Source organism: Parabacteroides sp. KHUB-01 (assembly GCF_056640935.1).
Map to the genome: position 1 here is coordinate 180,737 of NZ_CM153256.1, position 26,468 is coordinate 207,204.

A 26,468-nucleotide genomic window follows, 5' to 3' on the forward strand; every position below is an offset into this window, starting at 1 on the left:
TTTAATTTTAAAAAGGAATTGATTATGAAAATACATTTGTTGTCAGTCGCAGTTTTATCATTGGCAGTAACAATGTCAAGTTGCGGTTCATGGAACAATATGGCTAAAGGAACTGCAATTGGAGTTGGCGGTGGAGCAGCAGTTGGTGCTGGTGTTGGTGCTTTGGCAGGTAATACGGCTTTAGGCTCGGTTATTGGTGCTGCTGTTGGAGGAACAGCCGGTGCATTGATTGGCAAGAAGATGGATAAGCAGAAGAAGGAACTTGAAGCTACTTTGCCTGAGGAAACTCAAGTTGAAACAATAAACAATGGTGAAGCTCTGAGAGTTACTTTTGATTCGGGAATCTTGTTTGCAACTAATTCAAGCACACTGAGCGAAGCTTCAAGAAGTGCATTACGCAAATTGGCGGAAAGTTTGAATCAGAATCCTGATACGGATATCAAGATCGTTGGCCACACTGACAATACAGGTAATGTGGACTATAACCAGACTTTATCCGAGAAGAGAGCCAAAAGCGTATATAATTATCTGATGGTTGACCAGGGTGTCAGCAGCAAGCGTATGGAATATGAAGGAAAAGGTATTCATCAACCTGTTGCAGACAACAGCACAGTTGAAGGTCGAGCATTGAACAGAAGAGTTGAGATTCTGATTTTGCCTAATGAAACAATGATTCAGCAGGCACAGAATGGAACATTGAAATAGTTGATAAGGGAACGAGTTGACGAGTTGGCAAGGAGAACAAGTGCTTTCCTTGTCAACTTGTTCCTTTGTCAACTTGTCTCTGAATAAAAGTAATCCGATAATCAAAATAACAATATGCCACTTAATCTACAGAAAAATTTGCCGGCAATTGATTTGCTGAAGAAAGAACATATATTCGTAATGGACTCATTGCGTGCATCGTCACAGGATATTCGTCCGCTGCGTGTTGTAGTTCTTAATTTGATGCCTTTGAAAATAACAACAGAAACAGATTTGGTTCGTCTGCTGAGTAATACACCGCTACAAATCGAACTAGAATTCCTTAAGATAAAAGGACATACTCCGAAAAATACGCCTATTGAACATATGCGTGAATTCTATAAGGATTTTGATGAAATAAAGAAAGGCTATTATGACGGAATGATTATAACCGGAGCGCCGGTGGAGCAAATGCCGTTTGAAGAAGTTGGCTATTGGAATGAGATTACAGAAATTTTTGACTGGGCAAGGAAACATGTGACTTCTACGCTTTATATATGCTGGGCAGCACAAGCCGGGCTTTATCATTTCTACAACATTCCTAAATATGATTTGCCGGCTAAAATGTTCGGTGTTTTCCGTCATACTTTGCGTGAATCATATCTTCCTATTTTCCGCGGCTTTGATGATGAGTTTTATGTGCCTCACAGCCGCCATACGGAAATAAGAAAAGATGATATTATGAAAGTGCCGGAACTGACGCTGCTGTCGGAAAGTGAGGAGTCTGGTGTTTATATGGTTATGGCTCGTGGTGGCAGGGAATTCTTTATTACAGGACATTCCGAATATTCTCCATATACGCTTAATGATGAGTATGTTCGCGACCTGAACAAAGGACTGCCAATTTCTATACCTAAAAACTATTACAGGAACAATGACCCGTCGATGGGACCGGTGGTGCGTTGGAGAGGACATGCAAACTTGTTGTTTACGAATTGGCTGAATTATTATGTATATCAGGAAACGCCTTATAAACATGAGGATATAGCTAATTTGGGAAGTTTACAGTTAATAAAATAAGAACATTTGTGGCAAAATTGATAAAAAGGAAAATAGAACTGCTATCGCCGGCTAAGGATTTGGCTTGCGGCATTGAGGCTATAAATCATGGCGCGGATGCTGTATATATCGGTGCGCCCAAGTTTGGTGCGCGTGCAGCTGCGGGCAATACGGTGGATGACATAAAGTCGTTATGCGATTATGCTCATTTGTATGGAGCCAGGATTTATGTCGCACTGAATACAATTCTTTACGACAATGAGCTTGACGAAGCCCGTGATATGATATGGAAGCTTTATGATGCCGGAGTTGACGCTCTGATTGTGCAGGATATGGGTATAACACAATTGGATTTGCCTCCGATACCTTTGCATGCCAGCACTCAGACGGATAACCGAACTGTGGAAAAGGTCAAATTTCTTGAATCAGCAGGCTTTACACAGGTCGTTTTAGCCAGGGAATTGTCATTGGAAGAAATAAAGAGAATAAAAGATTCAACAAATGTTTCGTTGGAGGTTTTTATTCATGGTGCTTTGTGTGTGAGCTATAGCGGCCAATGTTATTTGAGTGAGGCTTTGAGCGGAAGAAGTGCGAACAGAGGAGCTTGCGCACAATATTGCCGTCTGCCTTATACATTGATAGATTCTGAAGGCAAGGTCATTATGCAGAACAAGCATCTTTTGTCGCTGAAGGATATGAACCGTTCGGAATATCTGGAAGACTTGCTGGATGCGGGTGCTTCGTCGCTGAAAATTGAAGGTCGCCTGAAAGATATATCTTATGTAAAGAATGTTACTGCTTATTACAGGAAGAAACTTGACGAAATATTCAAACGCCGTCCGGAATATGTGAGAGCATCGGACGGAAGAAGCACATTTGACTTTGAGCCGGAAGTGTCGAAGAGTTTCAACCGTGGTTTCACTCCTTTTTTCCTTAAAGGAAGAAGTGCGGACATTACAGCTTTTGACACACCTAAGTCTCTTGGAGAATTTGTCGGTCATGTAAAGGAAATGAAGGGTAACAGTTTTACTGTTGCCGGAACAAAAGCCTTGAACAACGGTGACGGACTTATATTTTTCAATGCCAACGGAGAATTGGAAGGCTTCAGAGTGAATAAGGTTGATGCCAACAGAGTTTTTCCTCAGGAAATGCCGGCAAGACTTCGCCCGAAAATGGCTTTATACAGAAATTTCGACCAGGCGTTTGAAAAGACTATGGCAAGACAGACGGCGGAAAGGAAGATTCCTGTTGTTATGTCGTTTGCTGACTGCCAGAATGGTTTTTCATTGTCTGTGGAAGATGAAAGCGGTGCTCGTGTAATAATTTACCGGGATTTCAACAAGGAAACAGCAAAGCGGGAGCAGACCGAAAATATTCGCACTCAGTTGTCGAAATTAGGAAATACTCCGTTTTCTGTGGCTAAAGTTGATGTGAATCTGTCGGAAATGTGGTTTGTGCCGTCTTCTCTTCTTTCAGATATGCGCAGGGAAGCCATTGAGAAGTTGATATTGAACCGCAGAACCAGATACAGACGTGAGCTGGTGAAGGTAAGTAATTATCAGGCTAAGCCGCAATTCCCTCAGCGCTCGCTGACATATCTTGGAAATGTGGCAAATGACAAGTCGTATAAATTTTATGCGGAACGAGGCGTGGAGAAAATATCACCTGCATTTGAAAAGGTGCAAGTGGATGATGTTCCTTTGATGTTTACCAAACATTGCCTGCGCTACAGCATGGGCTGGTGTCCGGTAAGGCAAAAAGGAAAATCGCCGTATAAAGAACCATATTATTTACTTTATAAGGATACACGTTTGCTATTGGAGTTTGATTGTAAAAATTGCCAGATGCTTATAAAAAAGGATTCTCAATCGAAAAATTAAATATATAATAATGAAAATAGCAAGAACTTTATTTTTGTGTTTGTTATCTCTTGGCATGTTGGTTTCATGCGGAAAAGAGTCGCTTGATAAGAATAAGCCTGTTTATGTTGAGATTTCAACTACTATGGGTGATGTAACTGTTATGTTATATGATGATACTCCTTTACATAGGGATAACTTTATAAAGCTTTGTAGTGAGAACTTTTATGAAGGAGTGTTGTTCCATCGCATAATCAAGGAGTTTGTGGTTCAAGGTGGTGATCCTTCCAGCAAGGCACATGAACCTGGAGTTCTATATGGTAATGATGGTGGTGGATATTCTGTTCCAGCTGAAATATTGCCTAATCATTTCAATAAACGCGGAGCATTGATAGATGCGAAAGAAGGAGATGATGTTAATCCGGAAAGAGTTTCTGCCGGAACTCAGTTCTGTTTTGTTCAGGGTAAAGTTTGGGACGATAAAGGGCTGGATTCAATGGAAACCAGAATCAACCAGATTAGAAGAAATTGGCTGTATTACAAAATAAGGAAAGATTTGAAAGAAAAATTCCCTGAATATGCATCTCCAGACAAAGAAGAAGACTTGCATATAGAAGCTTCTGTTTTGCTTGAAGATACTCTTGCCAAATTGCCTGCTGTAACTATTCCGGCAGAGCAGAGGGAAGTATATAAAACAATTGGAGGTACTCCTCATCTTGATGGCTCAGTAACAATATTTGGCGAAGTGGTTGAAGGCTTTGATATTGTGGAGAAAATGTCATTAGTTGAAACAGATAAAAATGACAGACCATTGAAAGATGTCATAGTTTTGAAAACAAAAGTATTCCAAAAATGAAAAATTATAAGAGCATATTTTTAGGAACGGTTTGTGTTGCAGGACTTGGACTGACTGCATGTATTACTTTGGGTTCGGACGACTCGATTCGTGCAAAGGAAATGAAACCTCATGTTTTGTCAATGACAGTAACTCCTGAAGTTCCGTCTAAACTGGATTTCTGTGGAGAAGAAGTTGACCTGACTCGTTATAATATGCATGAAGCTCTTGACAGGGAATTAAGCTCATTTACTTATTTCCATTCAACAACTATGCTGTTGATAAAAAGGGCAAACAGATATTTCCCTATTATTGAACCGATATTGAAGAAGAATGGAATTCCTGATGATTTCAAATATCTTGCTGTGATAGAGAGTAATTTGGACCCAAGAATCCAATCCCGAGCAAAGGCTGTTGGAATGTGGCAGATATTGGAAGCAACTGGAAGGGAATATGGCTTGAACATTACGCCGACAGTTGACGAACGATGCAATGTGGAAAAAGCGACTGAAGCTGCATGTAAATATTTGAAGGACGCATACGAAAAGTATGGAAACTGGCCTTCAGTTGCTGCTTCGTATAATGGTGGAATGGGAAGAATTTCCGGCGAACTGGTAAAACAAAATGCCGACAATTATTTTGATTTGTGGCTTGTTGAAGAAACAACTAGATATGTGTACAGGATTATGGCAATAAAACAAATCTTTGAGAATCCATATAAGTACGGATTTGTGCTAAAGGCTTCAGATTTGTACAAGCCTATAGCTTGCGATGTTTATGAAGTAAACAGTGACATTCAGGATTTGGCAGAATTTGCTGTTGACCATAAAATTACGTACGCAGATTTGAAACGTTTCAATCCTTGGCTCAGAGACAGAAAGCTTGTCACACAAGGGAAAACATACAAGCTGATGATTCCGTCAAAGGCTGATATGTATTACAATACGGCAAATACATACGTTCATAATCCGGCTTGGGTTGTAGCCGAGTAAATATTAAAATACCTGTTTTCAGAATTACAGGTTTTTTGTATCTTTACACTCGTTTTAGAAACTTGTTATATTTAAATGGCAATAGACAAACAGGCAGTAGAACACGGAAAAATTTCTGTTTATGGAGCCCGTGTGCATAATTTGAAAAATATCGATGTGGAAATTCCCCGAAATTCTTTAACCGTGATAACGGGCATGAGTGGAAGCGGAAAGTCCTCATTGGCTTTTGATACAATATTTGCTGAAGGGCAGCGTCGCTATGTTGAAACATTTTCTGCTTATGCGAGAAATTTTCTGGGAAATATGGAACGACCTGATGTTGATAAAATAACAGGTTTAAGTCCTGTTATATCAATAGAACAGAAAACCACTAACAAAAATCCGCGTTCCACTGTCGGTACTACAACTGAAATATATGACTTCCTCAGACTTTTGTATGCCCGAATAGGCGAGGCTCATTCTTATATCAGCGGGGAGAAGATGGTGAAATATACAGAAGACCAGATTCTTGAACTGATATTGGATAAGTATGAAGGCAAGAAAACATATTTGCTGGCTCCATTGGTGAGAAACAGAAAGGGTCATTACAAAGAATTATTTGAGCAAATCAGAAAGAAAGGATATCTGAATGTCCGTGTTGACGGAGAAATGAGGGAAATCCTTTACGGAATGAAGCTCGACCGTTACAAGAGCCATAGTATTGAGGTTGTTATAGATAAGATGGTCATTTCCAAGAACGATGAAGCACGACTGAAGGACAGTCTGTCGCTTGCAATGAAGCAGGGAAATGGTCTTGTTATGGTTTTGAATGCTGATACGAATGAAATCAGGCATTTCAGTAAGACATTGATGGACCCGATAACCGGTTTGTCATACAGCGAGCCGGCTCCTCATAATTTCTCATTTAATTCTCCTCATGGTGCTTGTTTGAAGTGTAAAGGTCTCGGACAGCTAAATCTTCTGGATATGGAAAAGATTGTTCCGGATCCTTCTCTCAGTATATATTCCGGAGGAATAACTGCATTAGGCAAGTATAAAAATTCCTTGATTTTCTGGCAGATTGAAGCTATATGCACGAAATATGGCGTCACGCTGAAAACTCCTATCCGTGATATTCCGGAGGAAGCTATCGACGAGATTATGAATGGAACAGACGAGCGTCTCCAGATAAAAAATGAGTCAATCGGAACATCGAACTATTTCCTTTCATATGAAGGAGTTGCCAAATATATACAAATGCAGCAGGAAGCAGATGCTTCTGCCTCGGCACAGAAATGGGCAGGTCAATTTGTTAAAATGACAGTTTGCCCGGAATGCCAGGGAAAACGCTTGAATAAAGAGGCTTTACATTATTATATATGTGGCAAGAATATTGCTGATTTGTCGTCTATGGATATATCGGAACTATATGAATGGTTGTCTGATATTGAAAACAAACTGGATGACAGACAGAAGACTATTGCCTTTGAAATACTTAAGGAAATCCGCTCCCGCCTGAAATTTCTGTTGGATGTGGGACTGGATTATCTGTCGTTGAACAGAGCTTCAGCGACTCTTTCCGGTGGAGAAAGTCAGCGAATCAGACTTGCTACTCAGATTGGTAGCCAGTTGGTCAATGTCCTGTATATATTGGACGAGCCAAGTATCGGTTTGCATCAGCGTGATAATGTAAGGCTGATACATTCTCTTAAACAGTTGCGAGATACGGGAAACTCTGTCATTGTTGTTGAACATGACAAGGATATGATGCTCGAATCTGATTATATCGTTGATTTGGGACCAAGAGCCGGAAGACTCGGTGGCGAAGTTGTGTTTGCCGGAACTCCTCAGAAAATGTTGGAAGCTGACACTATGACTTCTTCATTCCTAAATGGCAAAACAACAATCGACATTCCTGAACAAAGGAGAAAAGGAAATGGACTGAAACTGGAAATTAAAGGAGCTAGGGGAAATAATCTGAAGAATGTAGATGTATCTTTTCCTCTCGGAACTTTTATTTGTGTGACAGGTGTTTCCGGAAGCGGGAAGTCAACATTGATAAACAGAACATTACAACCTATATTAAGCCAGCATTTCTACAGATCTTTGGAAGATCCTCTGCCTTATGATTCAATAGAAGGTATTGAGAATATAGACAAGATAGTCAATGTGGACCAGTCGCCTATTGGCCGCTCGCCAAGAAGTAATCCTGCTACATATATCGGAGTATTTTCGGATATAAGGAATTTATTTGTTGAGCTTCCGGAATCTAAAATGAGAGGATACAAGCCGGGAAGATTTTCATTTAATGTTTCCGGTGGCCGTTGTGAGACTTGTAAAGGTAATGGATACAAGACAATAGAGATGAATTTCCTGCCGGATGTTCTAGTTCCTTGTGAGGATTGCCATGGAAAGCGATATAACAGGGAAACTCTGGAAGTTAGATATAAAGGAAAATCTATTGCTGACATATTGGATATGACGATAAATATTGCAGTAGACTTTTTCGAGAATGTTCCGCAGATTCTATCCAAAATCAAAGTTTTGCAGGATGTTGGCTTGGGATATATCAAGTTGGGACAACCTTCCACAACATTGTCCGGTGGAGAAAGCCAGAGAGTAAAACTTGCCACTGAGTTGTCGAAGAAAGATACTGGCAAAACTCTTTATGTTTTGGACGAGCCGACTACAGGACTACATTTCGAGGATATTCGTGTTCTCCTTGGTGTTCTGAACAAGCTGGTTGACAAAGGAAACACTGTTGTTGTAATCGAGCATAATCTTGATGTTATAAAATATGCCGATTATCTGATAGATATGGGACCGGAAGGAGGAAAGCGAGGCGGCGAGGTGCTGTTTACCGGAACTCCAGAAGATTTGGCAAACTCCGGAATTGGATATACAGCTCCATTCTTGAAAAAGGAACTAGAAGAAATTAATATCGCAAACAAAAAATGATGACAGAAAAAGATACTTATCGTACTATATTCTCAATTTCTGAAGGATACTATACAGAGAAGCGCAGCCGTTTCATATCTTATGCAATACCTGTAAAGTCAGTTGAAGAAGTAAAGGAATATATTGCTAAATATAAAAAAGAATATTACGATGCACGTCATGTCTGCTGGGCATATATGCTTGGAGCTGACCGCAAAACATTCAGAGCCAATGACGATGGAGAACCATCGTCAACAGCCGGAAAGCCAATACTAGGGCAGATAAATTCCAACGAGCTGACAGATATTCTTGTAATAGTAATTAGATATTTTGGAGGAATTGAACTTGGCACTAGCGGACTTATTGTTGCATACAGAACTGCAGCAGCAGAAGCAATTGCCGCTGCTAAAATTGAAGAATGTACTGTAGATGTTGATATTACTGTGGCGTTTGAATATCCATTCATGAATGGAATAATGAAAGTTATCAAGGATGATTCTCCTGCAATCATTTCACAGAAATTTGACATGGACTGTGAGATGACTTTGCGTATAAGGAAAAGTGAAGTGGAGCGTCTTAAAAGCAAATTACTTAAGGTTGAAACAGCATATTTAAAAGAATAATTGAGATAAATAATATTAGGCAGAAATTTAAACTTTAAATCCAATTTATGGAGAAGACTTTTCATGTAATTCTAAAACCGTTGCGTCGTTTTGCAGTGCAAAAACCAAACGCTAGTTTATTGTTGTTTGTAGCTACAATTTTAGCTATGTTATTAGCTAACTCTCCTTTTGCTGACAAATATCAGCAATTCTTGCTTCATCCAATTGAACTTCAAGCAGGAAACTTTAGTTTTTTTGCTCATCATGGTGAGCCTATGACATTGTTGGCATTTGTCAATGATGCGCTTATGGCTGTTTTCTTTTTCACTATTGGTCTGGAAATCAAACAGGAGGTTTTGATAGGAGAGTTGTGTTCGTTCAGAAAGGCTTTGCTTCCTATCATCGCGGCATGTGGCGGTATGGTTATCCCTGTGCTTTTCTACCTTTTAGTTTGTCCATCAGGAAGTGCTGCATCCGGAGCTGCTATACCAATGGCAACGGACATTGCATTCGCATTGGCAGTGTTAGGTTTGTTAGGAAATAAAGTGCCATTAAGCCTTCGTATTTTCTTGACTGCATTGGCAGTTGTTGACGATATAGGTGGTATCATAATTATTGCCCTTTTCTATAGCGGTGAAATAGCTTTCCAGCCATTATTGATATCATTAGCATTGTTATTGGTTTTGTATCTTGGTGGCAAGATGAAAATATATAACAGATTGTTCTATTATGTTTTAGGCTTTTGTGTGTGGATGCTGTTCCTGGAGTCAGGTATTCATCCTACAATAGCGGGAGTGTTGGTTGCATTCACAGTGCCAGCTCGTCCGAAACTTCATCTTGATTGTTTCAGAAGAGATATGGGCGAATATCTGGAAATGCTTGACGCTTCAGAAGCTAAGTGCTCAAACAAAGCGACTGTGCTTAATTCAAGACAAATTCATGTGCTTAACAATATTCATACACTGGCAAATCACACAATCAGTCCATTACAAACAATAACAGACAAACTTCATCCATTTGTAAGTTATGTTATATTGCCATTATTCGCATTTGTCAACGCAGGTGTGACATTTGGAGATATAAATCCAGCATCAATCATAAATGTTCCTTTGGCTGTTTTCTTGGGCTTAGTAGTAGGAAAAACTATGGGTATATTCTCATTTTCTTATATATCAATCAAAAGTGGCTTAATTTCAATGCCGAAAGGAATGAATATCAAGAATCTTTTTGCAGTTTCTGCTTTGGGCGGTATTGGTTTCACAGTGGCATTGTTTATCGCTAACTTGTCTTTTGATGCAACTACACCTGAAGGAATGGATTTATTGAACCAAGCTAAGTTAGGTGTATTTTCCGGTTCATTTATTTCAGGATTGATTGGTTATTTTGCTTTGAGAAAATACTTGACAAATCCGGTTGAACAAACAGAAGATTTGTCTGAGTAAATATTCCGTATATTTGTGTAATCAATTTGCTTAAGGTAATTTGATTTATAGCATTTGGATAAGAAAATATCCTATGTTTTTCAGGCTGCATAAGATATTTCCTGAAAGACATAGGATATTTTATATATATATTTGTGTTGTTATGGTTATAGATGAAAATACAGGATTAGTCTTGGAAGGCGGTGGAATGCGTGGCGTTTTCACTGCAGGCGTACTGGATTATATGATGGATAACCAAATATGGTTTCCATATTCAATAGGAGTTTCTGCCGGTGCCAGTAATGGCATATCATATATTTCCCGTCAAAGAGGAAGATCTTATTTCAGTAATGTGGAATTGCCAACCAAACGCGACTATATTGGGTTGAAACATTTGCTCAAAGGTCACGGATATATAGATTTGGATTTCATATTTTATGAATATCCGGATAAATATTTCCCGTTTGACTTTGAGACATACAAAAACAATAAGATGCGTTTTGTAATTGTTACAAGCAACTGCATCACAGGAGAGGCAAACTACTTTGAAGAAAAAGAAGATTTTTCAAGATTAATTGAAATATGCAAAGCTTCATGCTCATTGCCTGTGATGTGTCCGATTACGTACGTTGATAATATTCCAATGGTCGATGGCGGAGTGTGCGACCCTATTCCAGTTAAGAAAGCTATAAGTGACGGCTACAGCAAGAATGTTATTGTCCTGACCAGAAACAAAGGTTACAGAAAAGAGGAAAAGGATTTTTATCTGCCTTGGTTCATATATAAACGCTATCCTCAAATCAAAGAAAGACTTAAGAAAAGATATTATCATTATAATGAGATATTGGACTTCATAGATACTTTGGAAGAAGAAGGTAAAGCCATTGTCATCAGACCTGAAACTCCATTAAAAGTAGTAAGAACTGAAAAGGATGTTTCCAAACTAAAGGATTTATACTACGAAGGATATAATTTAGCTGAAAAGTATTTGTCAAAAAGGAATTTCTGATTTTTATGCAAAATAAAACAATATATTTATATTCTCTATCTTTAATGTTGCTTGCTTCGTGTCATCCTTTGGAAACGAATAAAACTGAAGGGGAAAGACTCGAAAAGACTGCATTACAAACAGCTTCACCCTGGAAACCGGAACTCGACATTCGTTCTGATATAGCTATTATTTATGGAATGAAAACTCAGGATTATCTGGATTTCGGCGATGGAGAAGCTACATTTGAGGAGAGAGTCCGCTCATGGAGAAATAACGGATATCAGGCACATTTTATGACCGGAATTTCTTGGGGAGAATATGCTGATTATATTTCCGGTAACTGGGACGGAACGCCTCATTATGACGAAGGACAGAAAACTCTGAAAGGTGATACTTGCTGGCATCACGATAATGTTCCATATATTGTCCCTACAGAATCATTCCTTAATTATATGAAATTGTATAAAATCAAAAGAATGATTGATGCGGGGATAGATGTCCTTTATTTGGCTGAGCCTGAATTCTGGGCTTTTGCCGGATATAGTGATGCATTCAAATCAGAATGGGAAAAGTATTATGGATTTGCATGGCGCCCTCAGCATTTGTCGGCAGAAAATCTATATTTGTCTAATAAACTAAAGCATCATTTGTTTTATAATGCGATAGATGAATGTAATGCGTTTGCAAAAAAATATGGGAAAAGCAGAGGCTTGGATGTGAAATGCTTCGTCACTACTCACTCACTGCTTAATTATGCTCAATGGCAAATTGTTAGTCCGGAAGCTAGTCTTGGAGCATTAGCCAATGTTGACGGCTATGTTGGACAAGTTTGGGCCGGAACTTCGCGCTTGCCGAACTATTACAATGGAGAATTGAAAGAACGAATTTTCGAAACAGCTTATCTGGAATATGGACTGCTTGAGTCAATGGCTTCGCCAACCAACAGAAAGCTGTTCTTTTTGACTGATCCGCTGGAGGACTGGCCTCGTGACTGGGAAGAATATCTCAGAAATTATGAAGCTATTTTTGCTGCCCAACTTTTTTATCCGAAGATTGACAACTACATTGTCATGCAATGGCCGGAGCGTATATATGAAGGAGAGTATAAAGCGGGAAAAATGGTGGACAGAAAAAGTCATGTGCCTGAATATTTTTCTGCTCAAATGCAAATTATGGTTCAGTCGTTGAACAATATGCCTGCTTCGGACAATATTATTTCCGGAACTAATGGAATAAGTATCCTGACTTCTAATTCAATCATGTATCAATGTTCAGACGAGCCAATTGACGGATATTTGGATAAGGAATTATCTAACTTCTTTGGTCTTACAATGCCATTCATAAAGAGAGGAATTCCGGTTAATACTATTCATATCGAGAATCTGTCATCACCGAATATTTGGGATAATACCAAGTTGCTTTTAATGACATATTCGAATATGAAGCCTCTTGACGAAAAGGCGCATTACAACATTGCCGACTGGGTAAAAAACGGAGGTGTATTAGTTTATGTATCAAAGGATAATGATCCTTTTCAAGGAATAACGGAATGGTGGAACAGCAACGGAAACAACTGGAAACATCCGGCAGATCATTTGTTTGGACTTATGAATATGCCTGAATTTGCGGACGAAGGAACATACTCTTTCGGAAAGGGAAAAATACGCGTGATAAGGTCAAATCCTGAAGATTTTGTTAAATCAGAAGATGCAGATTTGACTCTTGTCAATACTGTAGATTCTTTATTTTATGGAGTAACAGATGAACATCTGAACATCAAGAATTTCTATGACATCCGTAGAGGTGCATACAGAGTTATTTCTGTTATGGATGAATCACCGGATTCATCAGCATTCAAGGCTTCAGGTCTTTATATTGATTTGTTCTCGTCGTATCTACCAATTGTAGATAGTATTGAAGTTTATCCGGGCGATCAAGCTTTCCTATATGATTTGTCTATGTTGAAAAATAGCGACAAAGCACAAGTAATAGCTTCTTCGTCACGAATATATGATGAAGTATGGAATGAGAATTCCTATTCATTCATTACTAGAGGACCATTATATACCAATTCTGTGTTGAGAATTTATTCTCCGACAAAAGCCAAGAATGTATGGGTCTTGAACAAGAAAGGAAAAAAACAAAAGAATATAACAATAGAATGGGACGAAACTTCCCACACATATTATTTGAAATTTAAGAATCTAAAGGATGGAGTTAAAGTGATGTTTATGCTTTAACATGTGTCAATTGAGGCTTACTATATAGAGCTAATATTTCTTGAAAATATATATAGATGTATTGAAACGTAGGTTCGGTCCTACGTTTCATTATATATTGCCCTAAATCTTGCTAGGTCCGTATATATTTTAAAAAAGAAAAATGTATTTTTATTTATGTAATAATCAGAGAGATAACATTCTCAAACAAAGACAAAGCTATTTTATTTACAAAAAAATAGAACTTTCATGCAGCATTTAATCAACATACTACATCTAATAAATAAAAGAAATCATAAAAGAAACTAGTATGAAAGGATTGATTCTATCATTTTTCGGTATTTTGTTTTGTTATTCTTTGTTCTTTGACACAAAGAATTCAGAAAATACAATGTTGTTGCCTATAGATTCTGAGATAAAAATGGAAAAAGCAAATCTTTTGAATGACACTATTAAAACTATGAATATAGGAAAGTATAAACCTTTGGTAATGCTTTCAGAATAAAAATATTTTTTCCATGAGACAGCTGCGTTATGTTTACATCGAAGCATAGCGCAGCTGTTTTTATTTTATAAATCCTCATATTTTGGAATATCAGACAGAAAAATATATTTGTTGTTGTCATAATCTATTTTGCAGCAAATATGCTTTATTCCATTGCTCAAGATGATATATTTAACCCGTAAAACCATATTATAACGCAGAGCCTGGTCAAATACTGCTTGCGACAAGTCTATCTCCGGAGATTTATACTCTATTATCATTTGAGGCTGCAATGTTTTCGAATAGACTACAGTGTCGCAGCGCTTGCTTGTGGAGTTCAGGCGAATGGAAACTTCATTGGCAATTAATTGCTTCGGATAACTTAAATAGCCTATCAGATAGTTTACGAAATGCTGTCTTACCCATTCTTCAGGCGTAATAACGATAAACTTTTTCCTCAAAATATCATATATATACGCCTTATTTTCTATGTGCTTGATTTTATATTGGAAGGCAGGCAGATTCAAATTATTCATAATTATTACACATTATATGAATGTAAAGATAATGAAAAGCTAGATTATTAGAGTAAAATTGTGTAAGTTTGTTCAACTTGAAAAATTTCTATTTTATGAAAACAAAACAAGAAATTGTTGAAAACTGGCTACCAAGATATACGGAACGAAAACTGGAAGATTTTACTCCGTATATTCTTCTGACGAATTTCACAAAGTATGTGGAAATTTTTGCCGAATTTTTCAATGTTGAAGTTCTCGGACTGAAAAGTGCAATGCCTAATGCTTCGGCAGAAGGAATTACTATTATAAATTTTGGAATGGGAAGCGCAAATGCCGCCACAATTATGGATTTGCTTTCGGCTATTAAGCCAAAAGCAGTTCTGTTTCTCGGCAAATGCGGAGGACTGAAGAAATCAATCAAACTTGGTGATTATTTATTGCCAATTGCAGCAATCAGAGGCGAAGGCACTTCGGATGAATATCTTCCGCCGGAAGTTCCTTCATTGCCGGCATTTTATATGTTGAGAGCAATTTCTTCGGCAATCCGAGATAATGGAAAAGATTATTGGACAGGAACAGTTTACACAACAAACAGAAGAGTTTGGGAATATGATAATGACTTCAAAGAATATTTGATTCAAACTCATGCAAGCGGAATCGATATGGAAACAGCAACATTATTGACCGCCGGCTTTGCCAACAAAATTCCAACAGGAGCTTTATTGATGATTTCCGACAAACCAATGGAAGAAGATGGAATAAAGACTGAAGAGTCTGACAAAAAGATAACCAAACTATTCGTTAATGAGCATGTCAAACTAGGTATTGAATCCTTATTGCAAATCATAAATGAAAATAAAACTATTCAACATATAAGATTTAGCTGGTAAATGCTTATGGCAAAAAAAGAAGAAACATCGTCATTTGAAGAATTATATAAAAGTATCAAATCAAGGAATTATTATCCCATATATTTGCTGATGGGCGAAGAGCCTTATTTTATTGATAAATTGACGGATTTACTGATTGATGAAGTTCTGACAGAAAGCGAAAAGGATTTCAATCAGATGATATTCTATGGAGCAGATTGCGATGCAATCAAAATAATAAATGCAGCCAGAAGATATCCGATGATGTCAGAATATCAATTGATAGTTGTAAGGGAAGCTCAAGTAATTAGGAATATTGATTTGCTTTCCGATTATTTGAAGAATCCTCTTAAATCGACAATTCTTGTATTAAATTATAAATACAAATCAATTGACAAAAGGAAATCTCTTTATCAAATTGCAAATAAAATAGGAAAGGTGTTTGAATCGAAAAAGATACCAGACTATAAATTGCAGTCAGTTGTATTGGGATTTGTTCAAAGCAGAAAATTGGGAATTGATGCTAAATCAACTCAAATGCTGTGCGATTATATCGGAAATGATTTGAGCAAACTCGATAAAGAACTCGACAAACTGACAATAATATTACAGAATAGCGGGGTGCAAAGAATAACACCGGAATTGATTGAAGAGAATATTGGCATCAGTAAAGAGTATAATAATTTCGAATTGATTAGAGCCTTAGCAAATAAGGAAATTCTGAAATCTAATGAAATAATTGATTACTTTGGCAAGAATTCGAAAATGAATCCAATCCAGGTCACTCTTTCTGTTTTATATAATTATTTCTCAAATTTGCTTATATGCTATTATTCAAAAGACCGGAGTGAACAAGCTATAATGACTCTTCTGGGATTGAGAAATTCATATGGAGCAAAAGAATATATTACAGGAATAAAGAATTATTCAGCAATGAAAGCATTCAATATTATTAATGAAATTCGCGAGGCTGATGCTCTTTCAAAAGGATTTGGAACCACAGGAGAAGAAGATGGCGATATATTGAGAATGCTGGTGTATAAGATTCTTCATCTATGATAATATAGTGACAAAGATAAAAAACTTGCTATAAAAATTCCTCTTAAATTACATCCGGATCCAGTCGCCGCTAGGTTCGGATGTAATTTTATTTCCTTCCGTACATAATTAAATTTTCTTCCGTACTTATTTCAATTTACTTCTAGTAGTATTTTCATGTTTTTTGCTTGGAAAATATTGCTTGAATTTTCGCATCCCTATAATTACTCATATAATTTATTCCCGAAAAGTATAACACAGCCGATAAAGTTTACAGAAGAAACCAGGCAAGTGCATAAAGGTAATATAGCCATATATATAAATCATATATGCCAAAATGACATATTAATATTATGTGAAATGTAGTTTATACCAGAAGTATATTAATGTAAAAAATTTCGATTGACTAGTAGTATACAAGATTATATTTTCACCTTTAAAAATACAATTATATACATATTTATACGGGAAAATACTACTATAATCACCTTTGTATACATAAATAAAAGTATACCAAAGTATATAGTAACATAAATATATTTATTGGTTGTAATATACATATGTTCAGCGAATTATATAGTTTTGTTGAAAGTTTACTAAAAACAAATCCATGGATAATGCGCATAATGTATACAAGTCTATAATTTGGCTATAAATATGTATTTATTAATCTATTGCGACCTAGTTTTATATCCGATTTATCTAAAGTGAATTATAACAGAAAAAATCAAAGTTTACAAATGTTCTGTATTCGAATGTAAACAATAATGTATACATTTATGATGTATATTATTATAACATAACATTTGCTTAATTAAAATCTTTGTATAACTTTGTATATAGCAAAAAATCTACTTGAAAAGGACCGATTTATGCCATAATGGCATACTTGTAATTGATATATAAAACACCTAATATATGAAGGAGCGCATTTTGAAAGTAATGGAAACTGAAGGATACAGCCAGGCACAGTTTGCTGCTGAAATCGGCATACAGCGAGCCGCTATGTCCCATATAATTTCCGGAAGAAACAATCCGAGTTTGGATGTTTTACTTAAAATTCTCAGAAGATTTCCATCAGTAAGCACTGACTGGCTTCTTTTTGGAAATGGACCTATGACAAAGAGTGCCCAACCGGCTGAACCAGCTGAAAATACAGCTGTTCCAACCGATTCCAATGTCGCATTTGCCGATAGCATTGCATCATCATTGGTACATCAAGAAAAAGAGAGAGTTGTAACAGTGGAAAAGCCTGCAAAAACGATTTCAAAAATCATGGTATTCTATACGGATAACACTTTCGATACATATACGCTTGAAAAGAAGTGATTAAAAACATCTGAAAAGTACGTGAAAAAACGTATCTTTGCATATATATGTTTCTGAGTACATTATTTATTATACAAAATAATATATGAAAAAGTTTCTATTAGATATGAAGGTTACCGCAAATGAGCGTCTTCATAAAAATTACTGTCTATTAAAATTGACATCAGAATCAGTATTGCCAGAAATGAATCCTGGACAGTTTGTGGAAGTTCGTGTGGATAATTCGCCTTCAACTTTTTTGCGTCGCCCGATTTCAATCAATTTCATCGATAAAGAAAAGAATGAATTATGGTTATTGATTCAATTGGTTGGTGATGGAACAAGAAAATTGGCTGAAGCTCGCGTTGGTGATTTAATCAATATATTATTGCCTCTTGGAAATGGATTCACAATTCCTGAAAAAGGTAATGAATCTAAGAAATTGTTATTAATTGGCGGTGGTGTCGGAACTGCTCCAATGTTATATTTGGGCAAATATCTAAAGGAAGCAGGATTTGAACCAACTTTCCTTTTGGGTGCAAGATCAAAAGATGATTTGCTGCAATTGGATTTGTTTGAATCAATAGGCGATGTATATGTAACAACTGAAGATGCTTCATTGGGTGAAAAAGGATATGTAACAAATCATTCAGTGTTGAGCAAAATCAAATTTGATAAAATATATACATGTGGTCCTAAGCCAATGATGGTGGCTGTTGCAAAATATGCTTCTTCAGAAAAAATTGACTGCGAAGTTTCATTAGAAAATACAATGGCTTGCGGATTGGGAGCATGCTTGTGCTGCGTTGAGAAGACTAAAGATGATCATCATGTTTGTGTTTGTACAGAAGGTCCAGTATTTAATATAGAAAAATTGTCATGGCTGAATTAAAAGTAAATATAGGTGGATTGCAGTTGAAGAATCCGGTAATGACTGCATCAGGAACTTTCGGATATGGAATTGAATTTTCAGATTTGATTGATATATCAAGATTAGGTGGAATTTTCGTAAAAGGAACAACAATTCAACCTCGTGAAGGAAACTTGTATCCACGAATGGCTGAAACTCCTTCAGGAATGCTTAATGCCGTTGGATTGCAGAATAAGGGCGCAAATTATTTCGCAGAAAATATCTATCCTCAGATAAAGGATATCGACACAAATATGATTGTGAACGTGAGTGGTTCGTCAATCGAAACTTACGTTGAATGCGCTGAGAAAATCGCAGAATTGGAAAAGATTCCGGCAATTGAATTGAATATATCATGCCCTAATGTGAAACAGGGTGGAATGGCATTTGGTGTTACTGCATCCGGTGCTGCTGAAGTTGTGAAAGCAGTAAGAAAGGCATATCCAAAAACTTTAATTGTTAAGCTTTCTCCAAATGTAACTGATATTACTGAAATTGCCAGAGCTGTCGAAGCTGAAGGTGCTGATGCAGTTTCAATGATTAATACAATGATGGGAATGGCAATTGATGCTGAAAAAAGAAAACCAATTCTTTCAACAATTACAGGCGGACTTTCCGGTCCATGCGTAAAGCCAGTTGCATTGAGAATGGTTTGGCAAACTTCAAAAGCTATTCAGATTCCAATTATCGGATTGGGCGGAATTTCAAGCTGGAAAGATGCAGTTGAATTTATGCTTGCAGGTGCATCGGCAATCCAAATCGGAACATATAATTTTGTTGATCCGACAATTTCTATCAAAGTAATTGATGGATTGAATGATTATTGCGACAGACATGGATTCAAATCGGTGACTGAACTTACTGGTGCTTTGAATATTTAATACATCCTTTTCTTATTACAGATAATTGGGATTCGAAATATTATGCCTTCGTGATCTCAATTATCTGTTTTTTTTATTTTATATCCTTTACTCCTTATATAATATCTCCAATATTGGCTTATATAGCCTTAAATTTGCTCAAAAAACATTTTTTGCGTGTTTATTCGTGTGTATATTGCGTGTCACAATGATGTTTTTAATCCTTGTTGTCTTTCATATTGCTTTATTATAAGATAATATTCTGTAAAATATTCAGATTATATATTTATATTCATATCTTTATGATATTCCCAAACTTTCTGAGACTCGATTTTTTTTGACTTCCCTTTATCCAGATACGAAAAATAGCCTTAATTTGCAGTTTAAGGCAAAGGATAAAAAAAATTAATTACTTGCTTTCAAGTAATTTTTTTGTTATTATGTGGAGCAACAAAAAATATCATTATGATTGAAACATTAAACGAAATATTAAAATCTACAGAAGTCACTTTTGCTTCTTCGTTATTAAGGCTGATTATAAGTTTTGCCTTAGGTGCATTAATAGGAGTGGAGAGACAGCTCCGACGCCGTGAAGCCGGAATGAGGACTTTTACTTTGATTTGCGTGGGCTCAACTGCTGCCATGTTAGTTTCAATATGGATTCCTCAGACTTATCCTAATTTTTTGAACGGCGATCCAGGACGAATAGCTGCACAGGTTCTTTCCGGAATAGGATTTCTCGGTGCTGGAGCCATTATCCAAAGTCATGGCAGTGTTCACGGGCTGACCACGGCAGCATGCATTTGGGTTACGGCAGTTATCGGTCTTGCTGTTGGTGCAGGAATGTTTTTGCCGGCGGCAATAACAACTCTTCTGACGCTTTTTGCTTTGATTACTTTAGAATATTTTGAGAAGCATGTCTATCTGAATGGAGTAAACAAAGTTTTAAGTATCAGATGTTCGGTTTCAAATCCGGATTTGAAAATTATCCGGGAAATAATAGAGAAAGAAGGAGCTTTTATTGTCAGTGTTTCGCTTGAAGCACTCTATGACACAGACGAAGCAGTAATTACATACAGAGTAAACGTTAAGTCTCTGTCTTCATACAGCCAGCTTTTTGCCAAGATAAAGAAGCTGAACTATATAAAACAAATTAGATTGATGGCGTAGACCATCAATCTAATTCATTCTTAAGCATTTTGCCAGCAATCAATGCTGCTGTTTCTACATACCTGCAGCACGGACGTCTTTTATAATATTCTGCCGTTCTTGGCGATGGAGTAGGGTCGGTTTCTGCTGCATCTTTTGAGCTAAGCAATTCTCGGCAAATTATTGTGTTATGCTTTTCCTTAAACAAGGATGCTACTTTTTGAACCATAGCATAGTTACGCTTTCTAGCTTCTTGGTCTGCCGGATTTTCAACCGGATATTTGAAGCCGGTAAGCATAGCCATTGCACTCATTGTTCCGCATACTTCACGCATTCTTCCCATTCCGCCTCCAAAAGAAACTGACATCTTCTTTGCAGTATCTATATCTATATCAAACAGGTCTGCATATGCCAAAAAAACAGATTGGGCACAATTGTAACCGGACATGAAATTGTGAACAGCTCTGTCAGCACGCTCTTCGATATCAAAGTCTTTCATTTGTGAATGATTAATATTCATAATCTACACAAGCACGGTCAACTTTCACAGGGCCGATTATATTTTTTGCCACAAATACATGTTCCGGATGATTTGCATAAGTAGCAACATCTTCAAGAGTTGCCAATTCTGTTGTAAGGATAAGATCCCAAGTTTCAGCAGGATTGCAATTGAAGTTTACTTCGATTTTCTTCAAAACATCAATTTTATCAATCAACGCTTCCAGACTTGTTTTAATGTTATTCAGAACTTCTTTCTTTTCTTCATTAGAATCAAACTCCTTAAGCTTGAACATTACAATGTGTTTAACCATAACTATATATATTTAATGAAACAATCAAATTTTTTCTTCCATATACGAATCCTTGTAACCAAGGAAATATAAAATACCGTCCAGACCTATTGTGGAAATAGACTGTTCTGCAGTAGCTTTTACTTTAGGTTTAGCGTGGAATGCTATACCAAGACCAGCAATGCTAATCATTGGCAGATCGTTAGCGCCATCACCAACGGCAACAGTCTGGCGAATATCAACATTCTCCACTTGAGCTATTAATCTCAGTAATTCAGCCTTGCGCTTTCCATCAACAATGTCGCCAAGATGTCTTCCTGTAAGTTTTCCATCAACGACTTCAAGTTCATTAGCATAAACATAGTCAATAGCATATCTTTGTTTCAGATAATTACCGAAATAAGTAAAACCACCGGAAAGAATAGCAATTTTAAAACCAACTTGTTTCAGAATTTTCATAAGTCTGTCAACACCTTCAGTGATAGGCAAATTCTCTGCAATTTCCTGCATTACAGAGACATCCAGGCCTTTCAACAAAGCACATCTGCGCTTGAAACTTTCTGTAAAATCTATTTCACCACGCATTGCAGCCTCTGTAATTGCCTTTACTTCATCTCCAACGCCGGCTCTGATAGCTAATTCATCTATGACTTCAGTTTCAATAAGAGTAGAATCCATATCAAAACAAATCAGACGGCGCATACGACGATACATACTATCTTCCTGGAAGGATATATCCATTTGCAAATCAGAAGAAAGTTTCATGAAATCGGCTTTCATTTTCTCCTTGTTTTTAGGAGTTCCTCTTACTGAAAATTCCACACTTGCCTTTGGAGTTCTTTCATTTTCATTCAAAGGAATTCGGCCTGTAAGTCGCTTTATATCATCAATATTCATATCCTGATGGGCGATTATGCGGCTTACACCGGCAATTTGTTTTGCTGTTAATTTTCTGGCTAAGATAGTTACAATGTATCTGTTTTTACCTTGCATACTAACCCATTCGCTATACTCATCTTCTGAAATAGGCTTAAATCTTATATTTACATCTAGTTCATAGCTCTTGAATAAGAGTTCTTTCAGCAAATTACCAGAATTGTTGCCTACACATTGGAAAAGAATACCCAAAGAAAGGTTGTTGTGGATATCAGCCTGACCGATATCCAATATCATAGCGTTGTTTTTTGCCAGAATTTCAGTTAGAGCTGCAGTAACTCCAGGGCGGTCATTCCCGTGAATATTTAGTAGTATTAATTCATTATTTTCCGTCATATAATTGAAGTCGTATTTAATTTCACAAAGGTAGTGAAAAGAAGCTATCAAATCAGCTGTAAACGACAGTCGGTAAGTTAAAATATGTAAATTATATGCTGTAAAACACTTGAGATATATCAAATATATGCTATTAAATACATAAAAAAGCTTGATTTTTAACTATAAAATTGTTATAGCACTTGTAGGCAAAGTTGGGTTTGCAGTATCTTTGCGGGCAATTGGATCAGTCAGTGCTGTTTGCATAGACTTTTCTAAACCTGAAAATCAGGGCTCAAATGAATAGAATCAATATTCATTTGATTATGTGAAACTAAAATATATAAATATGAAGTTTAAGACTTATGTATTTATTGCTTCACTTGTACTATTAGAGGTGGCAGCAGGTTCTAAGGATGGTAATTTTACAGAAGGTGTTAATCCGGGAGATTTAGCTCCAGAACTAATAGTAAAAGAAAAAGAAGGCAATAGTAATATTAAGTTTGCAAATTCAGAAGGCCGTTTTACTTTCGTTAATTTTTGGGCTGCATACGATGCAGAATCTAGATTGAGTAATATTTTGTTCTGTAAAGAAGCAAATGCAATTGGTTCCAATAAGCTTAAGATTTATTCAATTTCAATGGATGCAAATAAATCTGTTTACGACGCTACTATCAAAGCTGACAATTTAGATAAGTCACAACAGTACTGGAATCAAACATTTATTTATCCGGACATTCTAAAAGAATATTCTGTCAACAAGCAAGTTAAGAATCTTTTGATTGATGATAAAGGTATTATCATTGGAAGAAATTTAAAGCCGAGCGAATTGGCGAATATATTAAACCAGGCATAATCCCCATAATTCCCATTATGTTAAATAGGGAATTATAAAAGAATTATCCTTCTCTCTATTTAGCTCATAAGGACTATCTTGATTATAGTTGGTTTATTTTCTACTTTTGCAGTATTTTTCATTTCTAGTATCTAGTAATAAAAAATACTGCTTTTTTTATAAGAGTGCTTGATTAACCTCATTAAAAACAAGAATTTATGCAAAAAAATTTAGTTAGTATACCTTATATGTTATTAGGTATATTATTTAATGTATGTTTGGTTGCTGCCAACCTTTTGGAAACAAAAGTAATTCAGATTGCTGGCATTACTGCAACAGCAGGTCTAATTGTTTTCCCTGTATCGTATATTATAAACGATTGTATTTCAGAAGTATGGGGATTTAAAAAAGCCAGACTTATTATATGGAGTGGCTTCATCTCTAATTTCCTAGTGATTGCTTTTGGTAATCTGGCAATAAATCTTCCATCCGCTCCATTTTGGGAAGGTGAAGAAGCCTTCAATTTTGTGTTTGGATTGGCGCCACGAATTGCTTTTGCCAGTCTGCTAGCCTTTCTAATCGGCTCATTTCTAAATGCTTTTGTAATGAGTAAGCTAAAGCTATATCATAAAGGAAAATATTTTTCCATTAGAGCAGTCTTATCAACATTGGTTGGAGAAACCGCCGATTCCATAATATTCTTTCCGATTGCCTTTGCCGGATTAATACCTGCTAATGAGCTTTTAACAATGATATTAATCCAAGCTTCACTGAAATCTCTTTATGAAATAATTATTCTTCCGATAACAGTAAGATTTGTCAATTACGTAAAGAAAATCGACGGAAGCGATGTTTACGATAATAAGATTTCATATAATATTCTGAAAATAAAAGATGTCTGACACATATTCCTATAATAATTAAGCGTGTAGTTATTATCTGATCATTGATATAACTACACGCTTAATTTCTTTGAAAACAAACTAGGATATTCTTGTTTGAATTGGATTATCAAAAGATAATCTCAACTCTTGTTCCAATCTTTTCTCTCGAATTTATAATAACTTTCCCTCCATAGCATTTTATTATCTTTATGGACAAAGCGAGCCCAATACCATTTCCTTCGAATGATCTGACATTCTTCGCTCTATAAAATGGTTGAGTAATATTCTTCAACTCATCTTTCGGAATACCAATGCCTTTATCCTCGATTATTATGCTTCTATCTTCAACGCTCAAAGAGACATTGTTTTCCCCAGAATATTTACAAGCATTATTTACAATATTGCTTATAGCAATCTTCAGCAAATTAGGATTAGCATTCAATATAAAACCTTTTCCATCATCAATTATTTTCACCTTATCATTCTTGAACTGTCTGACAAATTGATTGATATTTATCGGTTCCACAATGCTCTTCATAATTTCTTTGTCTCCATGCGACAGAAAAAGCAGATGTTTCATCAGCATTATTATTCTCCGTGTCTCGCTTTCTATCCGCATAAGTGAGGACTGATATTCCGCTGCTTTCCTTTCTTTCAGGAGAGTTATCTCGCATTCACCCAAAATAGCAGTCAACGGATTGTTCAGTTCATGAGATGCATTTCGTATAAATGATTTCTCACTTTGGTACGCTTCGTCTATCTTGTTCACCAGCCTTATAGCATAAAGCTTTCCTACACAATACACCAATATAAATGTAACTACAAAAGCACCAAGAAGGAACCATCCCATAAATGATACAATATCAGCTCCATACTTATTATTCGACTGTATTACAACAATAAAATTACCTTCATTGTCCGGGTAATACAGTGCAACACCTCTCTGATATTCTTTACCGCTAAAATGCAGAATATGTGATTTATACAGTTCATCTATTTCTTCATCCGACAAAAAGTCTGAAAGTCTCAAGCGAGCTTTATCTGTAGAATCAGCATTTAATATAAACTCTTTCGCCGTGGGCAAACTCTGCTCATATCTCTTCTGAACCTGCTTGTAGTCAGACTCATCAAGCTCGTCGCGCTCCCAATATTTCTCAGCAGTCACTATTGCCCGTTCCGTAAGATATGAATCATAAACCTTATCTATTGAATGAGCAGTTATAAGAAAGAATATTAAGGCGACAGCCATAACAAGTCCCATTGTCAGCAAAGTATAGACCCAAGCTATTTTGTTTCCCGTCTTCATCCTTCCATCATATAACCAAGTCCTACAACTGTCCTAATCAACTTCTTGTCATGGTTCTTGTCGATTTTAGCTCGCAAATAATTCACATAAACGTCTACAATATTAGTGTTTGTGTCAAAATTCTTGTCCCATACTTCTCTAAGCAACTGTAAACGGCTGAGTGCGATTCCCTGATTATTCATGAAATACTCAAGAAGTCTGTATTCTTTCACTGTCAAATCTATAGTTTCCCCGTTTCTTGTTGCCCTTCTCGAAACCTGATCCAATGTCAAATCTCCGCACTGAAGAATTTGGTTTACTTTCGCTCCTTCTCTCCTTCTGAGCAAAGCCCTAATCCTAGCCTGAAGCTCCGCAAAACTGAAAGGCTTGCTGATATAGTCGTCCGCTCCGGCATCCAGTCCGCTGACAATATCATCCGTAGTGCCCAAAGCTGTGACCATCAATATAGGAATAGAATAGCCCAAATTCTGGCGAATCATCTTGCACAATTGTAATCCGTCTATTTTAGGCATTATTATGTCGAGCATAAACAAATCATATCTTTCTTGCTTGATAAGTTGCCATGCTTCTTCCCCATCATATGCTGCATTAACTTCATATCCACATTCTTGCAAACCACGTTTGATAAATGAGGCAATATTTACTTCATCTTCAACAATCAATATTTTACACATATATATAATCTTT

25 protein-coding genes are annotated in these 26,468 nt (G+C 36.6%); 19 read left to right on the top strand and 6 right to left on the bottom strand.

Going from position 1 to position 26,468, the window contains the following annotated elements; genetic code table 11:
* Nucleotides 1–24: 24 nt before the first annotated feature.
* The 11 genes from ACYIAR_RS00825 (at nt 25) to ACYIAR_RS00875 (ending at nt 14,083) form a co-directional block, all read left to right on the top strand.
* Complete coding sequence (locus tag ACYIAR_RS00825) at nt 25–705, top strand: YiaD family glycine zipper/OmpA-like lipoprotein (RefSeq protein ID WP_480331505.1); 681 nt, start codon at nt 25–27, stop codon at nt 703–705.
* 114 nt (nt 706–819) lie between these two features.
* Nucleotides 820–1,764 (top strand): homoserine O-acetyltransferase MetA, encoded by a 945-nt coding sequence (gene metA / locus ACYIAR_RS00830; protein ID WP_480331507.1) that lies wholly within the window; start codon nt 820–822, stop codon nt 1,762–1,764.
* A gap of 17 nt (nt 1,765–1,781) precedes the next feature.
* Nucleotides 1,782–3,623 (top strand): peptidase U32 family protein, encoded by a 1,842-nt coding sequence (locus ACYIAR_RS00835; RefSeq protein ID WP_480333500.1) that lies wholly within the window; start codon nt 1,782–1,784, stop codon nt 3,621–3,623.
* A gap of 10 nt (nt 3,624–3,633) precedes the next feature.
* Nucleotides 3,634–4,458: a peptidylprolyl isomerase gene (locus tag ACYIAR_RS00840; protein WP_480331509.1), complete on the top strand. Its 825-nt coding sequence runs from the start codon at nt 3,634–3,636 to the stop codon at nt 4,456–4,458.
* A complete protein-coding gene (locus tag ACYIAR_RS00845; RefSeq protein ID WP_480331511.1) occupies nt 4,455–5,429 on the top strand; it encodes a lytic transglycosylase domain-containing protein in 975 nt (324 codons plus the stop codon). Before ACYIAR_RS00840 ends, ACYIAR_RS00845 begins: the two co-directional genes overlap by 4 nt.
* A gap of 75 nt (nt 5,430–5,504) precedes the next feature.
* A complete protein-coding gene (gene uvrA / locus ACYIAR_RS00850) occupies nt 5,505–8,366 on the top strand; it encodes an excinuclease ABC subunit UvrA (protein ID WP_480331513.1) in 2,862 nt (953 codons plus the stop codon).
* Entirely contained in the window at nt 8,366–8,968 is a 603-nt protein-coding gene (locus ACYIAR_RS00855) for an IMPACT family protein (protein WP_480333501.1), read from the top strand. The genes uvrA and ACYIAR_RS00855 overlap by 1 nt, the downstream gene beginning before the upstream one ends.
* Before the next feature lie 47 nt (nt 8,969–9,015).
* The gene (gene nhaA, locus ACYIAR_RS00860) at nt 9,016–10,389 is read left to right on the top strand and encodes a Na+/H+ antiporter NhaA (RefSeq protein WP_480331515.1); all 1,374 of its coding nucleotides are present in this window, start codon (nt 9,016–9,018) and stop codon (nt 10,387–10,389) included.
* Between the two features lie 142 nt (nt 10,390–10,531).
* The gene (locus tag ACYIAR_RS00865; protein ID WP_480331517.1) at nt 10,532–11,377 is read left to right on the top strand and encodes a patatin-like phospholipase family protein; all 846 of its coding nucleotides are present in this window, start codon (nt 10,532–10,534) and stop codon (nt 11,375–11,377) included.
* Between the two features lie 5 nt (nt 11,378–11,382).
* Nucleotides 11,383–13,599, top strand: coding sequence for a hypothetical protein (locus tag ACYIAR_RS00870; RefSeq protein ID WP_480331519.1), 2,217 nt, complete (start codon nt 11,383–11,385; stop codon nt 13,597–13,599).
* A 289-nt stretch (nt 13,600–13,888) separates the two neighbouring features.
* On the top strand, nt 13,889–14,083 hold the full coding sequence (locus ACYIAR_RS00875; RefSeq protein WP_480331521.1) for a hypothetical protein: 195 nt from the start codon (nt 13,889–13,891) through the stop codon (nt 14,081–14,083).
* Nucleotides 14,084–14,148: 65 nt separating this feature from the next.
* Here the strand turns inward: ACYIAR_RS00875 and ACYIAR_RS00880 are convergent, their stop codons facing one another.
* Nucleotides 14,149–14,598: a type I restriction enzyme HsdR N-terminal domain-containing protein gene (locus ACYIAR_RS00880; protein WP_480331523.1), complete on the bottom strand. Its 450-nt coding sequence runs from the start codon at nt 14,596–14,598 to the stop codon at nt 14,149–14,151.
* A gap of 95 nt (nt 14,599–14,693) precedes the next feature.
* On the opposite strand from ACYIAR_RS00880, the gene ACYIAR_RS00885 reads away from it, so the two are divergent.
* The 6 genes from ACYIAR_RS00885 to ACYIAR_RS00910 all read left to right on the top strand — a co-directional run bounded on the left by ACYIAR_RS00885 (nt 14,694) and on the right by ACYIAR_RS00910 (nt 20,735).
* Entirely contained in the window at nt 14,694–15,470 is a 777-nt protein-coding gene (locus ACYIAR_RS00885) for an AMP nucleosidase (protein WP_480331525.1), read from the top strand.
* A 6-nt stretch (nt 15,471–15,476) separates the two neighbouring features.
* Nucleotides 15,477–16,508: a DNA polymerase III subunit delta gene (gene holA, locus ACYIAR_RS00890; RefSeq protein WP_480331527.1), complete on the top strand. Its 1,032-nt coding sequence runs from the start codon at nt 15,477–15,479 to the stop codon at nt 16,506–16,508.
* A gap of 897 nt (nt 16,509–17,405) precedes the next feature.
* Nucleotides 17,406–17,816, top strand: coding sequence for a helix-turn-helix transcriptional regulator (locus tag ACYIAR_RS00895; protein WP_480331529.1), 411 nt, complete (start codon nt 17,406–17,408; stop codon nt 17,814–17,816).
* A gap of 85 nt (nt 17,817–17,901) precedes the next feature.
* Nucleotides 17,902–18,687: a dihydroorotate dehydrogenase electron transfer subunit gene (locus ACYIAR_RS00900; RefSeq protein WP_480331531.1), complete on the top strand. Its 786-nt coding sequence runs from the start codon at nt 17,902–17,904 to the stop codon at nt 18,685–18,687.
* The gene (locus tag ACYIAR_RS00905) at nt 18,675–19,586 is read left to right on the top strand and encodes a dihydroorotate dehydrogenase (RefSeq protein ID WP_480331533.1); all 912 of its coding nucleotides are present in this window, start codon (nt 18,675–18,677) and stop codon (nt 19,584–19,586) included. Before ACYIAR_RS00900 ends, ACYIAR_RS00905 begins: the two co-directional genes overlap by 13 nt.
* Nucleotides 19,587–20,030: 444 nt before the next feature.
* Nucleotides 20,031–20,735, top strand: a complete 705-nt coding sequence (locus ACYIAR_RS00910) for an MgtC/SapB family protein (RefSeq protein WP_480331535.1) — start codon at nt 20,031–20,033, stop codon at nt 20,733–20,735.
* 4 nt (nt 20,736–20,739) lie between these two features.
* On the opposite strand, the gene ACYIAR_RS00915 is transcribed toward ACYIAR_RS00910, so the two are convergent.
* The 3 genes from ACYIAR_RS00915 to serB are packed head-to-tail and all read right to left on the bottom strand — an operon-like array spanning nt 20,740 to nt 22,777.
* Nucleotides 20,740–21,213, bottom strand: a complete 474-nt coding sequence (locus tag ACYIAR_RS00915; RefSeq protein ID WP_480333503.1) for a C-GCAxxG-C-C family protein — start codon at nt 21,211–21,213, stop codon at nt 20,740–20,742.
* A gap of 10 nt (nt 21,214–21,223) precedes the next feature.
* Nucleotides 21,224–21,526, bottom strand: coding sequence for a Dabb family protein (locus ACYIAR_RS00920; protein WP_480331537.1), 303 nt, complete (start codon nt 21,524–21,526; stop codon nt 21,224–21,226).
* 24 nt (nt 21,527–21,550) lie between these two features.
* Nucleotides 21,551–22,777: a phosphoserine phosphatase SerB gene (gene serB / locus ACYIAR_RS00925; protein ID WP_480331539.1), complete on the bottom strand. Its 1,227-nt coding sequence runs from the start codon at nt 22,775–22,777 to the stop codon at nt 21,551–21,553.
* 328 nt (nt 22,778–23,105) lie between these two features.
* Here serB and ACYIAR_RS00930 point away from each other — a divergent pair, with 328 nt between their 5' ends.
* Nucleotides 23,106–23,612, top strand: a complete 507-nt coding sequence (locus ACYIAR_RS00930) for a hypothetical protein (protein WP_480331541.1) — start codon at nt 23,106–23,108, stop codon at nt 23,610–23,612.
* A gap of 197 nt (nt 23,613–23,809) precedes the next feature.
* Nucleotides 23,810–24,493 (top strand): queuosine precursor transporter, encoded by a 684-nt coding sequence (locus ACYIAR_RS00935; protein WP_480331543.1) that lies wholly within the window; start codon nt 23,810–23,812, stop codon nt 24,491–24,493.
* A gap of 109 nt (nt 24,494–24,602) precedes the next feature.
* Here the strand turns inward: ACYIAR_RS00935 and ACYIAR_RS00940 are convergent, their stop codons facing one another.
* Nucleotides 24,603–25,781: a sensor histidine kinase gene (locus tag ACYIAR_RS00940; RefSeq protein WP_480331545.1), complete on the bottom strand. Its 1,179-nt coding sequence runs from the start codon at nt 25,779–25,781 to the stop codon at nt 24,603–24,605.
* Nucleotides 25,778–26,455 carry a response regulator transcription factor gene (locus ACYIAR_RS00945; RefSeq protein ID WP_480331547.1) on the bottom strand — a complete coding sequence of 226 codons (678 nt, stop codon included), beginning with the start codon at nt 26,453–26,455 and terminating at the stop codon, nt 25,778–25,780. Before ACYIAR_RS00945 ends, ACYIAR_RS00940 begins: the two co-directional genes overlap by 4 nt.
* Nucleotides 26,456–26,468 lie beyond the last annotated feature (13 nt).

What these genes read in the sequence shown, in the direction of transcription:
- ACYIAR_RS00880 (WP_480331523.1), bottom strand. Translation starts at nt 14,598, where the DNA reads ATGAATAATTTGAATCTGCCTGCCTTCCAATATAAAATCAAGCACATA.
- ACYIAR_RS00940 (WP_480331545.1), bottom strand. Translation starts at nt 25,781, where the DNA reads ATGAAGACGGGAAACAAAATAGCTTGGGTCTATACTTTGCTGACAATG.
- ACYIAR_RS00900 (WP_480331531.1), top strand. Translation starts at nt 17,902, where the DNA reads ATGAAAAAGTTTCTATTAGATATGAAGGTTACCGCAAATGAGCGTCTT.
- ACYIAR_RS00895 (WP_480331529.1), top strand. Translation starts at nt 17,406, where the DNA reads ATGAAGGAGCGCATTTTGAAAGTAATGGAAACTGAAGGATACAGCCAG.
- ACYIAR_RS00920 (WP_480331537.1), bottom strand. Translation starts at nt 21,526, where the DNA reads ATGGTTAAACACATTGTAATGTTCAAGCTTAAGGAGTTTGATTCTAAT.
- ACYIAR_RS00905 (WP_480331533.1), top strand. Translation starts at nt 18,675, where the DNA reads ATGGCTGAATTAAAAGTAAATATAGGTGGATTGCAGTTGAAGAATCCG.
- metA (WP_480331507.1), top strand. Translation starts at nt 820, where the DNA reads ATGCCACTTAATCTACAGAAAAATTTGCCGGCAATTGATTTGCTGAAG.
- ACYIAR_RS00865 (WP_480331517.1), top strand. Translation starts at nt 10,532, where the DNA reads ATGGTTATAGATGAAAATACAGGATTAGTCTTGGAAGGCGGTGGAATG.
- ACYIAR_RS00885 (WP_480331525.1), top strand. Translation starts at nt 14,694, where the DNA reads ATGAAAACAAAACAAGAAATTGTTGAAAACTGGCTACCAAGATATACG.
- ACYIAR_RS00930 (WP_480331541.1), top strand. Translation starts at nt 23,106, where the DNA reads ATGAAGTTTAAGACTTATGTATTTATTGCTTCACTTGTACTATTAGAG.
- ACYIAR_RS00855 (WP_480333501.1), top strand. Translation starts at nt 8,366, where the DNA reads ATGACAGAAAAAGATACTTATCGTACTATATTCTCAATTTCTGAAGGA.
- holA (WP_480331527.1), top strand. Translation starts at nt 15,477, where the DNA reads ATGGCAAAAAAAGAAGAAACATCGTCATTTGAAGAATTATATAAAAGT.
- ACYIAR_RS00845 (WP_480331511.1), top strand. Translation starts at nt 4,455, where the DNA reads ATGAAAAATTATAAGAGCATATTTTTAGGAACGGTTTGTGTTGCAGGA.
- ACYIAR_RS00825 (WP_480331505.1), top strand. Translation starts at nt 25, where the DNA reads ATGAAAATACATTTGTTGTCAGTCGCAGTTTTATCATTGGCAGTAACA.
- serB (WP_480331539.1), bottom strand. Translation starts at nt 22,777, where the DNA reads ATGACGGAAAATAATGAATTAATACTACTAAATATTCACGGGAATGAC.
- ACYIAR_RS00945 (WP_480331547.1), bottom strand. Translation starts at nt 26,455, where the DNA reads ATGTGTAAAATATTGATTGTTGAAGATGAAGTAAATATTGCCTCATTT.
- ACYIAR_RS00875 (WP_480331521.1), top strand. Translation starts at nt 13,889, where the DNA reads ATGAAAGGATTGATTCTATCATTTTTCGGTATTTTGTTTTGTTATTCT.
- ACYIAR_RS00915 (WP_480333503.1), bottom strand. Translation starts at nt 21,213, where the DNA reads ATGAAAGACTTTGATATCGAAGAGCGTGCTGACAGAGCTGTTCACAAT.
- nhaA (WP_480331515.1), top strand. Translation starts at nt 9,016, where the DNA reads ATGGAGAAGACTTTTCATGTAATTCTAAAACCGTTGCGTCGTTTTGCA.
- ACYIAR_RS00910 (WP_480331535.1), top strand. Translation starts at nt 20,031, where the DNA reads ATGATTGAAACATTAAACGAAATATTAAAATCTACAGAAGTCACTTTT.
- uvrA (WP_480331513.1), top strand. Translation starts at nt 5,505, where the DNA reads ATGGCAATAGACAAACAGGCAGTAGAACACGGAAAAATTTCTGTTTAT.
- ACYIAR_RS00840 (WP_480331509.1), top strand. Translation starts at nt 3,634, where the DNA reads ATGAAAATAGCAAGAACTTTATTTTTGTGTTTGTTATCTCTTGGCATG.
- ACYIAR_RS00870 (WP_480331519.1), top strand. Translation starts at nt 11,383, where the DNA reads ATGCAAAATAAAACAATATATTTATATTCTCTATCTTTAATGTTGCTT.
- ACYIAR_RS00935 (WP_480331543.1), top strand. Translation starts at nt 23,810, where the DNA reads ATGCAAAAAAATTTAGTTAGTATACCTTATATGTTATTAGGTATATTA.